Here is a 14,667-nt window from a genome sequence, read left to right as displayed (position 1 = left end):
CCGCCAGCTCGTCGGTAAGGGCTGACGGATGTACTGCGCTTTAAGGCGGCAGGCAGGCGAGGCGGGTGCCGAATCGGGTTATTGCGCCGGGCACCGTACCTTTGCGCTATTATGCCTACCACAAAGACGCCGCTCGTTTCCGTGATTATCCCCGTCTACAATGCCGGGGAATATTTGCGGCCTGCCATTGATAGTATTCTGCAGCAGACCTTTCAGGACTTCGAGCTGATCATCGTGGACGACTGCTCCCGGGATGAAAGCCTGGCCGTGGCCCGCAGCTACGAAACCGACCCGCGCGTGACGGTGCTGGCCAACGAGCAAAACCGGGGGCGCTCCTTTACCGACAACTACGGGGCCGAGTACGCCCGTGGCAAGTACATTGCCAAGATGGACGCCGACGACATTGCCCTGCCGCACCGCCTGCAGAAGCAGGTCGATTTTCTGGAGCAGAACCCCACGGTGGGCCTCACCAGCAGCTTCATGAAGTGCTTCGGCGAGTCGGATATCGTGTATGATTACCCGCTGTCGGCCGATGCGGTGCGCAGCTTCATGCTGTTTAACATGCCGGTGGCCAACCCTACGGCCTTTTTCCGCCGCTCCCTGCTACAGGAGCACGGCCTGCGCTACGACGACACGATTCAGGACACCTTCGGCGAAGACTACGAGTTTATAGCCCGCCTGGCGCAGGTCACCGACATCGTTAATCAGCCCGATATTCTGCTGCACTACCGCACCCTGCCCCAGACGCTGAAGGCCGATGTGCACGCCCGGCGCAACGCCAAGTCCAACCAGATTCGGGAGCGGCAGCTGCGCGTGTTCGGCATTTCCTTTTCCGAGCGGGAACTGCACGTGCACAACACCATATCGTATTTCCCCTTCACCCTCGGCGACATTACCCTGGCCGAAGTGCACGCCTGGCTCTGGAAGATTCACACCTTCAACCAGACGCGCCGCTACGCTGACCCCGATGCCATGCTGCGCTGCGTGGCCGAGCGGTGGTTTCTGACCTGCTACCTCAACCCGGATAAGCGCGTCAACTCCCTGCGCGAATACCGGCGCCAGCCCCTGGCGCAGCACCACCAGGTGCCGGCCAAGCTGCAAGGTAAATTTCTGCTGAAAAGCTACGTGCTGCGGCATTTGTAAGACGCCAGAAGTATGACGAACTCTTCGACGCCCGCGCGTAAAAACATTCTGCTGCTCATTCCTCAGCTCACCTACGGCGGGGCTGAGCGGGTTTTTCATGACCACGGCCAGCAGCTGGCCCGCCACCACCACGTGGTCGAGTGCGTGTTCGACAGTAGCACGGAAGTCGCCTTTCCCACCTCCAATACCCTGGTGGCCCTGGATGTGCCCGCCGGCACGGGCCTGGTCGGCAAGCTGCGCAGCTTCGTGGGCCGCATTCGGCGGGTGAAGCAGCTCAAGCGCGAGCACCGCATCGACGTGTGCATCAGTCACTTGGAAGGCGCCGACTACCTGAATCTGCTCAGCAAAGGCCCCGAGCAGGTGCTGTTGTGCATTCACAACTCCAAGCGCCACGACCCCAACATCCGGGGCGCGCTGGGCTGGGTGCGCCGCCGCCTGCTGATGCCCTTCCTCTACCGCTCCGCCGACCGCATCGTGCCGGTGAGCCGCGACCTGCGCCAGGAGCTGATTGACGTATTTGGCCTGGCTCCGCAGAAAGTGCAGACCATCAACAACTTCTTCGACGTGGACGGCATCCGGCGCCGTAGTCAGGAGCCGCTGCTGCCCGTCGAGCAAAAGCTGTTTGATGCTCACCTCGTGCTGATTACGGCCGGCCGCCTGGCCCGCGAAAAAAATCAGACGGCCCTGCTGGAAGTGCTCAGCACCATGCGCGCCGGCGGGCAGCACACGGCCAAGCTGGTGCTGCTCGGCGACGGGCCCCTGCGCGCCGAGCTGCTGCAGCGCTGCCAGGAGCTGGGGCTGCGCGCCTGGCAGGTGTGGAACGAAGCACCCATGACGGCCGACTACGACGTGTATTTCCTGGGCTTTCAGAGCAACCCGTTTCAGTACATTGCCCGGGCGTCGGTGTCGCTGCTTTCCTCATCCACCGAAGGTTTCCCGATGGCGCTCTGCGAAGCCATGGCCTGCGGCGTGCCCGTCGCCTCGACCGACTGTCCCACGGGCCCACGCGAGATTCTGGCGCCCCAAACTCCGGCCAGCGACTATGCCCGCGCGCCGGAGTGGGCCGAGTTTGGCTTGCTGCTGCCTTTGCTGGGCGCGGGGCCGGCCCTGGCCCAAAGCGCGCCCGTGTGGGCCGCTACCCTGACCGGACTGCTGGCCGACCAGGAGAAACGTACGTATTACGCCGCGCAAGCGCACCGCCGGGTGCAGGATTTTGCTCCCGGCAAGATTATGCAGCAGTGGGAAGCTCTGCTCAACCAACCAAGCACATAATGAAACTGCGCCACGTCATTATCTACGTCTACAATAGCTTTAACGACCCGTTGTTTAAGGGCAATCTGCTGTTGTTTCTGCAGCACGTCGGCCGGCAGCAACCCGACCTGCGGCTGCACCTTATCACCTACGAGCAGCAGGATTACGCCCTGAGCGAAGAGCAGGCCGCGCGCGTGCGGGCCGATCTGGCGACATACAACATTGAGTGGCACCCGCTCCAATGGCATTCGGGCAGTTTTAAGCTGCTCAAGAAAGCCTACGATCTGCTGGTGGGGTTCCTGCTGGTACTCAAGCTACGAATCGGGGTGGGCGCGCGTAGCATCGGGGGGCTAGGTACGGTGGCGGGCTCATTTGCCTTCATGATGGCCAAGGTGCTGGGGCTGCGCTACTACGGCTACCAGTACGAGCCCCACAGCGAATTTATGCTCGACTGCAACGTATGGCCCGAATCGAGCCTGGCGTACCGGGGGCTGCACTACATGGAGCGCCTCAGCGGAATGCACGCCGATATTCTCTCGACCGGCACAGTGCATATGGTGCGGCGGATGCAGGAGTGGGGCACGCCGGCCAAGGTGTATAAGCTGCCCAGCTGCATCGACGAAAACAAGATTTTCTTCCGACCCGAAGGCCGGACCCGGATTCGGGCCAAGTACAACATTCCGGCCGGCAAGCAGGTCATTCTGTACCTGGGCAAGTTTGGCGGCATATACTACGACCGGGAAATAGCGGTGCTCTTCCGGGAATTTTACCGGCAGAATCCAGACCTCTTTTTCCTGATTGTGTCGCCCGATGCCCCGGCCCACATTGCCGGGCTGATGCAGGCCGAAGGCTTGCCCGAAACCAGCTACACCATCACGCGCAGCCCCTACGAGCAGGTGCAGGACTACATTTCCGCCGCCGACTTCGGGGTGGTGGCCGTCCCGTCGCAGCCGTCCCAGAAATTCCGCTCGCCCATTAAAGTGGGGGAGTACCTGTGCTGCGGCCTGCCGTATCTGGTGTGCGCCGGCGTGTCGGAAGATGATCTGGTGGCTGAAAAGTACGGCGTGGGCGTGGTCGTGAGCGGCTTTACGCAGGCGGAGGCAGCCAGGGTATATCCGCAGGTAGAACAGCTGCTGGCGGCCGACAAAGAGGCGCTGCGCCAAAAATGCCGCCAGGCGGGCATCGAGTACCGGGGCCTGAGTCAGTACCTGCCGACCGTCGATACAATTTTCGAGCAGCTGTAACGGGCTTTTGCTTGCCAGCGGGCGGTTTTCCCGTGCTCTAACGCGCGCAAGGCCCCAGGTAAAAGCTCTGTACCGCCGCAATAACCTGCTGCTGCTCGGGTAGGCTCAGCTCGTAGTAGAGCGGTAGCCGGACGAGGCGCTCGGCGTGGGCCGTGGCGTGGGGCAGGGGCCGGCCGTCGTGCCGCGCGCGGTAAAATGGGCTGGCGTGCAGGGGCTGGTAGTGCGACACGGCCAGAATCCGGTGCTGGCCCAGGTGCCGAATCAGCGCGTCCCGCTCCTCGAGGCTGGTGCAGAGCAGGTAGAAGATGTGGGCGTTGTGGCGGGCGTAGTCGGGGACGAAGGGCAGCGTGAAGCAGCCCTGGCGGGCCAGCGGCTGCAGGGCCTCGTAGTAGCGCTGCCACTGCTGATAGCGCCGCTGCTGAATCGACTCCAGCGCCCCCAATTGCCCCCACAGATACGCTGCAATAAGTTCGGACGGCAAGTAAGACGAGCCAATGTCGACCCACTGGTAGCGCGCCACTTCACCCCGGAAAAAGGCGGCCCGGTTGGTTCCCTTCTCCCACAGGATTTCGGCGCGCTCGGCAAAAGCCGGGTTATTAATGGCCAGTAGCCCGCCTTCCCCGGCAATGATGTTTTTTGTTTCGTGGAAGGAAAACGCGGCCAGTTGCCCTATCGAGCCCAGGGCCTGGCCTTGGTAGGTACTCTCGATGGCCTGCGCAGCATCTTCCACCAGGCACAGATTGTGTTTCTGCGCCAGGTGCAGCAGAGGCGCCATGTCGCAGGCTACGCCGGCATAGTGTACCGGCACAATGGCGCGGGTCCGGGGCGTGATCAGTTTCGCAACCTTCGAGCAGTCAAGGTTGGGATGGTAGGGCAGGCTATCAGCAAACACAATACGAGCTCCACGTAACACAAAGGCGTTGGCCGTGGAAGTAAACGTAAAGGAGGGTAGAATAACCTCGTCGCCGGGCTGCAGATCAAGCAGGAGAGCAGCCATTTCTAGGGCCGCCGTGCCGCTCGTCGTCAGTAGTGCCTTCCGAAAGCCATACACCTGCTCAAAAAACTGCTGACATCGTTGGGTAAAAATGCCATTGCCCGACAGCTTACCCAGCGCCACGGCTTCGGCAATGTATTTCAACTCAGGCCCAACTAGGTACGGCTTGTTGAACGGGATGAAATCGGGGGGAAGCGGCGACGGAATCATACGAGCGGGGTGCCCTCGGCTACAACATACAGCGGACGCGCCCGCACGCCTTCAAAGGTTTTACCCACGTACAGACCTACTACCCCTAGTACGGTAATCAGCACGCCCGAAAAAAAGCACAGCGACACGATCAGGCTGGCGTAGCCCAGCACGATAATCTGACCGCGCAGAGCCCGGATCAGCATAATCATTCCCAACCCGAAAGCTACCCCGGCGAGCAGCAAGCCAAAGTACACCGCCAGGCGCAGGGGCTTATCGGAGTAGGAGAGCATAATATCGAGGGCCAGCTGCAGGCGCCGGCCCAGGGAGTAGGAGGTAGGCCGCCCGCTGCGGCCGTGCTGCACGGGCAGGGTGGTTTGGCGAAACCCCGACCACTGGACCATGGTGGGAAAGTAGCGGGTACTTTCGCGCAGCTGCCGGACGGTGGCAATCAGGCGGCGGTGGTAGATGCCGAAGTTGCCGACCTCGGGTTCCTGAGCCTGACCGGTGAGGTAGGAAAGCACCGCGTAGAACGCGCGGGCGCGCCATACGGTGAAGGCGGAATCGGTGCGGCTGCCGCGGCGGGCACACACGGCATCGTATCCTTCCTGGGCTTTGGCCCACAGGCGGGTAATTTCCTCAGGCTGGTCCTGCAGGTCACAGTCCAGCACTACTACCCACTCGCCCTGACACTGATCGAGGCCCGCCGTAATGGCGTGGTGCTGGCCGAAGTTGCGCGACAACCGCAGGCCGCGTATCTGCGGCGCTCGGGCTGCGTGCCGGCAGATGCTGGCCCAGCTGGCATCGGTGCTGCCATCATCCACCAGAATGATTTCATAAGAGCCCGGCAGCGCGGCTAGGGTTACTTCCAGGCGCCCGATCAGCTCGTCCAGAACTTGCTCTGCCTGATACACAGGACTAACTACGGAAAGCAGCGGAGCAGACGGACTAACAGGCATAGGTGGGAGCGTAGTAAATGTGGGGTAGTACAGGCAAGCCCACGCAGCAGATAATCACCAAAGATACTAAGGAGGGACATTGCTTGTGCCCTATTACACCCGCAGGCTGGTGTCAGCGGCAGTAGTTCCCGTACCTTTGCGGCTTCTACTCACCGCTGTACAGTCTGTTAGCCCGCGGCCCGACTTCTTCTTGCTATGCGTATTCTTTTTCTGGTTCCGTATCCGACAGGCAAGGCGCCTTCCCAGCGGTTTCGCTTTGAGCAGTACTTTGGTTTCCTGCGGGCCTCGGGTATTGAGTACCACGTAGCGTCCTTTATTTCGGATGCTACCTGGGCTATTCTCTACAAGCCGGGGCATCAGGTTCAGAAGGCCATGGGTATTTTGGCCGGGTTCCTGCGCCGTTTCCTGCTGCTGTTTTCAGTACCGAAGTACGACTACATTTTTATTCATCGCGAGGCTTCTCCCATCGGGCCGCCGGTGTTTGAGTGGCTGATTGCTAAGGTGCTGGGCAAGAAGATTATCTACGACTTCGACGACGCCATCTGGATTCCCAATACCTCGGAAGCCAATAAGATCGTAGCCGGCGTGAAATGGCACCATAAGGTGGGCAGCATCTGCCGCTGGGCTTACAAGGTAAGCTGCGGCAACGCCTACCTGCGCGACTACGCTCGGCAGTTCAACCCGAACGCCGTTATTAACCCTACTACCATTGACACGGAGCACCTGCACAACCAGGTTCGCGACCAGCAGGTACCGGGCAAGCTGGTTATTGGCTGGACGGGCACTCATTCTACCCTCAAGTACATCGAGCAGGTAGTGCCCGTGCTGGCCCGGCTGGAGCAGGAGTTTGATTTTGAATTTCGGGTGATTTCCAATCAGCCGCCCAACCTGCCGCTGCGCAGCTTAGTGTATCAACCGTGGCGCAAGGAAACGGAAATAGCCGATTTGCTGACCTTCCATGTGGGACTGATGCCGCTGGAAGATGATTTATGGGCCAAGGGAAAATGCGCTTTCAAAGCCCTACAGTACATGGCCCTGGGAGAGCCGGCTCTGGTGTCGCCGGTGGGCATGAACACAGAGGTAGTGGAAGAGGGCGTGAACGGCAACATCTGTACTACCCCCGCCGAGTGGGAAGCCGCCTTGCGGCGGTTGCTGCAGAACCCCGAGCTGCGTACGCGCATGGGCACGGCCGCCCGCGCTACCATTGTGGCGCGCTATTCGGTGGTAGCCAACCGCCCCAACTTTCTGGGATTGTTTAACTGAGGACGTACCGGGCCCTGGGGGCGCACCTTCTTCTGCGACTTGGCCTGCATAATGTAGAGTGCCCCCAGGTAAAAAGGCATCAGCGGAATTTTGTAGCGCACCAGGGTGCCGAAGTTGCCACTATTGATACCTACCCCAATGGCAAACACAATGGCAAACAGGAAGCTGAAAAGCAGAATGGGTGTGCCGGCAATTAAGGACAAGCCCTTAAATAACCCGGTCCGGTAAAACAATGACACCGTCAGCCAAATAAATAAGGTGGCCTCCAGTGCCGAGAGCAGCATGACGGGGTTGCGTACTTCAAAGAGAAACGGCCGGAAGATAGAAACCACAATGGCCTGCGGGGCAACTTTCAGCGTCGAGCTCAGGCTGCCGTCGAACTCGCCAATGTTGTAGGCCGAGCCACTGGTTGCGTATGAGGTTAAGTATTCGTGGTTGATTTTGGTCCGTTCGCCAATCTTTTCTACGTCATACTTTTCGTCGCCGGCGGTTAGGCCCGTAGCACCCAGGTAGCCGGCCCCGGCGCCCAGCAGCAGAAACAGCGGCTTAAGCAGCATCCGTAGCGCCGCCGACTTTATCCGCTGGTTGTTTTCATTAAAGACCCACAGCAGCGCCGCCGGCAGAAAGGACAGCAGAATGTACACCTTCACCGACAAGAGAATGTAAGCGCCCAGCGCGCCCAGCACCACGGCCGTCGGAATGTTTTTCTTTAGGATCAAGGCGTGGTAGAAACCATAAAAAGCCCAGCCCAACGCACCCAGGCAGAGCGAGTCTTTCATCAGGCCCGAACCCCAGAAAAATACGGAGGGTAGGAAAAACACGGCAATAGCCAGCTTTTTATAAGCCGTTGGGTAAAGCCGCACGAACGTAATGTACATAGCCCACACCCCGCAAAAGCTGGTAAAGGCAAAGAACAGCGCTATAACTGTATAGGTGTCAAAGCAAAACAGCGCAAAAAAGCTCGCTACCTGAATTACAGCGTATTCTGTGGGGGCATCGTACCAATACATCTGCCCGGTGTAGCGCAACATATCCGCCTCTGGCGGGTGCTGGCCCATGAGCAGCTTTAGGCCCGTACTGAAGGAGTCGCTAAAAGCGCTGTACACTACTTTCGTGTGGAAGTAGTAATTGAAAGTATCGCCGCCCCCGTAGTAAAACTGATAAATCAGCCCCAGGCCAATGGCCCCGAGAAACTTAAGCGACAGAGCCGGGATAAAGTATTTCCGGGTGAGTGGGTTGGTAAAGCGCTTCCGTACGGCAAAGGCTATTCCGTAGAAAATCCCGAGGTAAAGCGGAGTTAAGAAGAGGTCCTTGAGTTCCATACAGTGCGCGCAGGCCGTCCCTACTTTCGTTTCGTCTTCAAGTACGCTTTGGCCTCCTTGTATTGTTCCGAGTCGTGGTCGGATTTGTCTAGCACTACGCTGTAGTAACGGCGGGCCGCGGCAACATCTTTGCCGCGGTCGGCGAGGCGGGCCAGAGCCAGATTAGCAAAAACGTAGAAGCCATATTTGGTCTCGCCGTTGGTTTCAGCAAATACAATGCAGCGCTGATAGTACTCCTTGGCTTTCGTGAAGTCTTTGTACTTATTCTGCATCAGGTAACCCAGGAAATACGTGGCGTAGCGGCCGCTATTTGCCTCGTAGCCAGGCAGTCCCTGGTTTAGCTTCTCCAAAATGTCGCGGCTGACCCGCTCGCACTCCCGGAACTCGCCCTGACGGAAGCAGGCATTGGCGTAAATGCGCTGTAGGTAGCCATTGTCGGGGTAGGTGGTAGCCAGATAGCGGGCAATGGGCATGGCCTGCTCCGGTTTGTCTTCCTCATTCATGAGGATGCGCATCAGGAACACGCGCGCTTCCGGCCCCACGTAAAAGCCATTGTCGGCAACGTTGCGCAACTGCTGCAGCCCCAGTTGCTTGTTGCCCTTGGGAAAAAACAGCAGCACTGGTTTGAGCAGCGGGTAGTTATCGGGAATCCAGACGGCGTAGTAGTTGAACAGAGCCTGTCCGAACAGGAACTCCGGACTCAGGCCATTGGCTTCCTTGCTCTTATCCAGATAATCGAGGGAGCGTTTGGCGCCCACGGTTGCTTTGCGCCAGTCGTGCCGTTCGGCGTGCAGGCGGGCATCGAAACCATAACCGGCAGCCAGAAAAAAGCAGGCTTCGTAATTCTTATTATCCGCTTTATACAGCTCTTCTCCCTTAGTAATGGCTGTATCCATGTAAGCGAAAAACAGCTTGTCGTACTGGGTGGTCTGAATCCCGGAGGGCATAATCTTCCACCACGTGCTCAGGCCCATCAGAAAGTAGGGCATGGGGTGGTTGGGGTAGCGCCGGCGCAGGCTGCGGAACTGCCGCTCGGCCTTGTCGTACTTAAAGTTGTAGAGGTTGAAAACCGCGCCCTCCAACTCCGTCTGGATGTCCTTATCCATCAGCAGCCACCCCTTGGTATCGATAGCGCCGGGAGCTACATCCACGTTGTCCAATTGCACCTGGCGCACGGAGTCCGGGAGGGGCGCCGGCCGGGTGGTGTCGGGTTGCTGGGCCCATCCTACAAAGGGCAGGAGCAGGAGCAACAGGACAAATTGGAGTCGTTTAACCATAGGAATAACGAATTGCAGCGTCAAACACAAGTCAAGAAATAGTCCCTGCCGCCTATTACAACTGCTAAAGTAGAACATTTGCCCTAGTTTTGGACAAATAAGATACGTCATATGCAGCTTTTACAAGCCCTGTGCCAGATAGCCGCCCCTTCCGGCAACGAAACTCCTCTGACAGAATTCTTACTGCACTACATTCAGCGGCACCAGGCGGGATGGCGCACCCGCCCAACCATTGTGGCGGGGGGAGAGTTCCAGGATTGCATTATTCTGATATTTGGAAAGCCAAGAACAGCGGTTTTCGCTCACCTGGACAGCATTGGGTTCACCGTCCGCTACGGGCGGCAGCTTGTGCGCATCGGTGGGCCCGATGCCGAAACCGGCTACCCCCTCGTAGGCCGCGACTCGCAGGGGGAAATAGAGTGTACCCTCGTGGTAGATGAGCATACAGGCGCCCTGAGCTACGATTTTCACCGGGAGATTGAGCGTGGCACCGAGCTAACGTTCCGCTGCGACTTCCGTGAAACTGACACGACAGTGCAAAGCTGCTACCTTGACAACCGGCTGGGAGTCTGGACGGCCTTGCGCCTGTGCGAAACTCTACAGGATGGCATCATCGCTTTCTCATGTTGGGAAGAGCACGGCGGCGGCTCGGTGGCTTACTTGGCCCGCTACATTTACGAAACCTATGGCGTGCGGCAGGCCCTGATTTCCGACATTACCTGGGTAACGGAGGGCGTGCGCCCGGGGCAGGGGGTGGCTATTTCTCTGCGCGACTCTCTGATTCCGCGCCGCAGCTACGTGGAGCGCATCCGCCGTATTGCCCACCAGGCCGGCATTCCCCACCAACTGGAGGTAGAAGGCAGCGGCGGCTCCGATGCCAAGGAACTGCAGCACGGCGCCCAGCCCTGGGACTGGTGCTTCGTGGGCGCTCCGGAAGACAACGTACACTCGCCCAACGAAATCGTGGATAAGCGCGACATCGACAGCATGCTGGCTTTGTATCAGGTGCTGATGCGGGAGCTATAAGCAGTCTGGTAAGCTTGCTTGGCCCGGCCGGGGCAGCGGAGGTATTTCTCGGCTGCCCCGGCCGGGTTTTGTTATATAGCCCGAGTAGGAATACTGCTTATAGCTTGAGGATTAGGGAATAACTTCTATTTTACCCGTCCAATCGTTCTTTTCCAGTGTCCACTTCTCCAACCGCCTCAACCTACTCCCACCGCTTATGATGAATATTCTCTACGTAGTGCCGGCCCTTGGGGTACTGGCGTTGCTGTACACATGGCTTCGCTCGGGCTGGGTGGGTAGGCAACCAGCCGGTGATGAGCGGATGCAAACCATTGCCGGCTACATTGCCGATGGCGCCATTGCCTTTCTCAAAGCTGAGTATCGGGTGATGATACTTTTCGGGCTCATTGCCTCAGCTTTCCTGTTTTATCTGGGCAGCACGGGCGAAAAATCGAGTCCGGTCATTGTCATAGCCTTTCTGATTGGGGCCGTGTTTTCGGCGCTGGCTGGCTTCATTGGGATGAAAATTGCCACGAAGGCCAACGTGCGCACGGCCCAGGCTGCCCGCACCAGCCTGAGCCAGGCCCTAAGCGTTTCCTTCTCGGGAGGTTCGGTGATGGGCATGGGAGTAGCCGGACTGGCGGTGTTGGGGCTGGGGTCACTCTTCATTGTGTTCTACCAGATGTTTGTGGTGAGCAAGGGCGGCACGGCTAACGGCATTGAAATGGAAACGGCCCTGGAAGTGCTGACCGGGTTTTCGCTGGGAGCTGAAAGTATTGCGCTGTTTGCGAGGGTAGGAGGCGGCATTTACACCAAAGCCGCCGACGTAGGCGCTGACCTAGTAGGCAAAGTAGAAGCCGGCATCCCGGAAGATGACCCCCGCAACCCCGCTACCATTGCCGACAACGTAGGCGACAACGTGGGCGACGTAGCCGGCATGGGCGCCGACCTGTTCGGCTCGTACGTGGCTACCATTCTGGCTACCATGGTGCTGGGCCGGGAGGTAGTAGCCCGCGGCGACCAGTTTCAGGGACTTTCGCCCATTTTGCTACCCATGGTTATTGCCGGAATGGGCATTGTCGCCTCGCTGGTGGGCATTCTAATGGTGCGCGTAAAGGAAGGTGGCAACGTGCAGGGGGCCCTCAACCTGGGCAACTACGTGTCGGTGCTGGTATCGGCGGTGGCTTCTTACTTTATTATTCAATGGCTGCTACCCGCGGAAGATCTGACCATTCGGGGTATCACCTTCGACGCCATGGACGTGTTCTATGCCGTGGTAGTCGGACTGGTAGTGGGCACGCTAATGAGCATTATCACGGAGTACTACACGGCCATGGGCAAGCGGCCGGTGCTCAGCATTGTGCGCCAGAGCAGCACGGGCCACGCTACCACGGTTATCGGGGGGCTGGCCGTGGGCATGGAAAGCACGGTGCTACCCATACTTGTGCTGGCGGCCGGCATCATCCTGAGTTTTGAATGTGCCGGCCTCTATGGGGTAGCCATTGCAGCCGCCGGCATGATGGCTACCACGGCCATGCAGCTCGCCATTGATGCCTTCGGACCCATTGCGGATAATGCCGGTGGCATTGCTGAAATGAGCGAGCTGCCTAAGGAAGTACGCGAAAGGACCGACATCCTGGATGCCGTGGGCAACACCACCGCGGCTACCGGCAAGGGCTTCGCTATTGCCTCCGCGGCGCTTACCTCGCTGGCCCTGTTCGCCGCCTTCATGGGCACGGCCAACATTTCGGCCATCGACATCAGCGATGCGCGGGTGCTGGGTGGGCTGTTCGTGGGGGCCATGATTCCGTTTATATTTTCGGCGCTGGCTATTTCGGCGGTGGGGCGCGCGGCCATGAGCATGGTGCAGGAAGTACGCCGCCAGTTCCGCGAAATTCCGGGCATTATGGAGGGCACCGGCCGCCCCGAGTACGAGAAGTGCGTGGCCATTTCCACCCAGGCCGCCATTCGGGAAATGATGCTGCCGGGCGCCATTGCGCTTATCGTGCCGGTCATCATTGGGTTTACCATGGGGCCGGAAGTGCTGGGCGGCACGCTGGCCGGCGTTACAGTTTCGGGAGTGCTGATGGCCATGTTCCAAAGCAATGCCGGCGGAGCCTGGGATAACGCCAAGAAGTCGTTTGAGAAAGGGGTAATGATTGATGGGAAAATGGAGTACAAAGGCTCCGATGCCCACAAAGCTTCCGTGACCGGCGACACGGTAGGGGACCCGTTCAAAGACACCTCCGGCCCGAGCATGAACATCCTCATCAAGCTCATGAGCATTGTGTCGCTGGTTATTGCCCCGCACATTGCCGCCCCCGAGCGGGCCCTGACTCTGGAATCGGGCAAGGAAACTCGCGAAGCCAAAACGGAGCAGCACCACGCGGTAGCACAGGTAAGCCCGACGCTCGTTTTTAACCGCTGATTCAGTAAGCTCAACCGCCTAAGCCGCCTTTCTTCACCGGGAGGGCGGCTTTTTTCTACTACCTTTGCCCGCCCGCTCACCTACGGCCCAACCCCAAACGGATGACCCCGGACCATATTTCGCTGCATAACAAGCAGTTCGAGCCTTACCTGTCGGCTGCCCAACTCTCTGATGCGGTGCAGGCCGTAGCCGCCCGCCTCAACCAGGACTACGCCGGCCAGACGCCTCTGTTCGTGGCAGTGCTCAACGGCTCGTTTATGTTCGTGGCCGATTTGCTGAAGCACATCACCCTCGACTGCGAAGTAAGCTTTATCAAGGTGGCCTCCTACCAGGGCACCAGCAGCACCGGCGAAGTAAAAGAAGTACTCGGCCTCACGGAAGAGCTGCAAGGCCGCCCGGTAATCATTCTGGAAGACATTGTGGATACCGGCCACACCATGCGCCGCCTGCTTGACCTGCTGGCCGAAAAGCAACCTGCGTCCCTGGAAGTTGCTACCCTGTTTCTCAAGCCCGAGTGCCTGCAGCACGAGCTGTCCATCCGTTACGTGGGCCTGAGCATCCCGAACGATTTCATCGTGGGCTACGGCCTCGACTACGACGGGCTGGGCCGTAACTACCCCGACGTGTACAAAGCCGTGTAGAAAAAGGCCGCCCGTCAGGCCAGCTAAAATTCGCTGCCTCCGTAAAGGCTTTCCTCTTCGTTGCTTATATTGCCTAAACCACCCGTATTTTCTCCTCCCCGCGTAACTCCCCGCTACTCATGCTGAATCTCGTGCTCTTCGGCCCTCCCGGCGCCGGCAAAGGAACGCAAAGCCAGAAGCTGATTGCCCGCTATAACCTGGTTCACCTCTCCACCGGCGACCTGCTTCGCGCCCAGATTACCCAGGGCACCGAGCTGGGCCTGCGCGCCAAAAAGCTCATGGACGAAGGCTTGCTCGTTCCCGACGAGGTAGTAATCGGCATGATTGACAGCGCCCTGAAAGCCAACAAGCAAGCCGCTGGCTTCATCTTCGACGGCTTCCCGCGCACCGTGCCCCAAGCCGAAAGCCTCGATCAGCTGCTGGCCCAGCACGACACCGGCGTTTCCTGCATGGTAGCTCTGGAAGTAGATGAGCAAGAATTGGTGAAGCGTCTGCTGGAGCGGGGCAAAACCTCGGGCCGCCCCGACGACCAGAACGAAGAAAAAATCCGCAAGCGCGTAACGGTGTACAACACCGAAACCGCGCAGGTAGCCGGGTACTACGCCGGGCAGCAGAAATTTCACGCCCTGAATGGCATCGGGGCCATCGAGGATATCTTCAGTCAGATCTGCGCCATCCTGGATGAGCACCAGCCCGCTACTACGGAAGGCAGCCGCCAAGCTACCGACGAAGTAAAAGCGTAACTTTGCCGCTGCTACGGCTTTCGTAGCGGCAGAACTATCTGTCATCCTGAGCGCAGCGAAGGACCTCTACTGCTTTCCTCCAACGAGTTAGGTAGGGGTCCTTCGTTGCGCTCAGGATGACAGTTGTTTTCAGACCATCTGATTAGGAGTCAGGTCTTAGGAATGCTCCGATTCCTAATTCTCAATTCTTAATTCTTAATTCTACACC

General features: G+C 58.9%; 12 protein-coding genes. 8 read left to right on the top strand and 4 right to left on the bottom strand.

The window, feature by feature from the left end; genetic code table 11:
* The first annotated feature begins 111 nt into the window (after positions 1 to 111).
* Genes K3G63_RS16885 through K3G63_RS16875 form a run of 3 tightly spaced genes read left to right on the top strand, consistent with a single transcriptional unit; the run spans position 112 to position 3,638 of the window.
* Positions 112 to 1,143, top strand: coding sequence for a glycosyltransferase family 2 protein (locus K3G63_RS16885; protein ID WP_220615303.1), 1,032 nt, complete (start codon positions 112 to 114; stop codon positions 1,141 to 1,143).
* A gap of 12 nt (positions 1,144 to 1,155) precedes the next feature.
* Positions 1,156 to 2,415, top strand: coding sequence for a glycosyltransferase (locus K3G63_RS16880; RefSeq protein ID WP_220615302.1), 1,260 nt, complete (start codon positions 1,156 to 1,158; stop codon positions 2,413 to 2,415).
* Positions 2,415 to 3,638 carry a hypothetical protein gene (locus K3G63_RS16875; RefSeq protein WP_220615301.1) on the top strand — a complete coding sequence of 408 codons (1,224 nt, stop codon included), beginning with the start codon at positions 2,415 to 2,417 and terminating at the stop codon, positions 3,636 to 3,638. Before K3G63_RS16880 ends, K3G63_RS16875 begins: the two co-directional genes overlap by 1 nt.
* 37 nt (positions 3,639 to 3,675) lie before the next feature.
* Here the strand turns inward: K3G63_RS16875 and rffA are convergent, their stop codons facing one another.
* Together rffA and K3G63_RS16865 are read right to left on the bottom strand one after the other, a co-directional pair.
* Positions 3,676 to 4,842 carry a dTDP-4-amino-4,6-dideoxygalactose transaminase gene (gene rffA / locus K3G63_RS16870; RefSeq protein ID WP_220615300.1) on the bottom strand — a complete coding sequence of 389 codons (1,167 nt, stop codon included), beginning with the start codon at positions 4,840 to 4,842 and terminating at the stop codon, positions 3,676 to 3,678.
* Entirely contained in the window at positions 4,839 to 5,780 is a 942-nt protein-coding gene (locus K3G63_RS16865; RefSeq protein WP_220615299.1) for a glycosyltransferase family 2 protein, read from the bottom strand. Before K3G63_RS16865 ends, rffA begins: the two co-directional genes overlap by 4 nt.
* Before the next feature lie 195 nt (positions 5,781 to 5,975).
* Here K3G63_RS16865 and K3G63_RS16860 point away from each other — a divergent pair, with 195 nt between their 5' ends.
* On the top strand, positions 5,976 to 7,043 hold the full coding sequence (locus K3G63_RS16860; RefSeq protein WP_220615298.1) for a glycosyltransferase: 1,068 nt from the start codon (positions 5,976 to 5,978) through the stop codon (positions 7,041 to 7,043).
* Here K3G63_RS16860 and K3G63_RS16855 read toward each other — a convergent pair.
* Positions 6,995 to 8,365, bottom strand: a complete 1,371-nt coding sequence (locus K3G63_RS16855; RefSeq protein ID WP_220615297.1) for a hypothetical protein — start codon at positions 8,363 to 8,365, stop codon at positions 6,995 to 6,997. The genes K3G63_RS16860 and K3G63_RS16855 overlap by 49 nt on opposite strands.
* A gap of 20 nt (positions 8,366 to 8,385) precedes the next feature.
* Positions 8,386 to 9,642 carry a tol-pal system protein YbgF gene (locus K3G63_RS16850; protein ID WP_259404534.1) on the bottom strand — a complete coding sequence of 419 codons (1,257 nt, stop codon included), beginning with the start codon at positions 9,640 to 9,642 and terminating at the stop codon, positions 8,386 to 8,388.
* Positions 9,643 to 9,753: 111 nt separating this feature from the next.
* On the opposite strand from K3G63_RS16850, the gene K3G63_RS16845 reads away from it, so the two are divergent.
* The 4 genes from K3G63_RS16845 (at position 9,754) to K3G63_RS16830 (ending at position 14,459) form a co-directional block, all read left to right on the top strand.
* Positions 9,754 to 10,668, top strand: coding sequence for a M20/M25/M40 family metallo-hydrolase (locus K3G63_RS16845; RefSeq protein ID WP_220615296.1), 915 nt, complete (start codon positions 9,754 to 9,756; stop codon positions 10,666 to 10,668).
* A gap of 196 nt (positions 10,669 to 10,864) precedes the next feature.
* Complete coding sequence (locus K3G63_RS16840; protein WP_220615295.1) at positions 10,865 to 13,075, top strand: sodium-translocating pyrophosphatase; 2,211 nt, start codon at positions 10,865 to 10,867, stop codon at positions 13,073 to 13,075.
* Between the two features lie 101 nt (positions 13,076 to 13,176).
* Complete coding sequence (gene hpt, locus K3G63_RS16835; RefSeq protein WP_220615294.1) at positions 13,177 to 13,716, top strand: hypoxanthine phosphoribosyltransferase; 540 nt, start codon at positions 13,177 to 13,179, stop codon at positions 13,714 to 13,716.
* A gap of 119 nt (positions 13,717 to 13,835) precedes the next feature.
* Entirely contained in the window at positions 13,836 to 14,459 is a 624-nt protein-coding gene (locus K3G63_RS16830) for an adenylate kinase (RefSeq protein ID WP_220615293.1), read from the top strand.
* The last annotated feature ends 208 nt before the right edge of the window (positions 14,460 to 14,667 follow it).

Origin of the sequence: Hymenobacter sp. HSC-4F20 (genome assembly GCF_019599275.1) — a bacterium.
Taxonomy (GTDB): Bacteria; Bacteroidota; Bacteroidia; order Cytophagales; family Hymenobacteraceae; genus Hymenobacter.
Note: the sequence above shows the minus strand (reverse complement) of the source record. Positions and strands in the feature narration are given on the sequence as shown.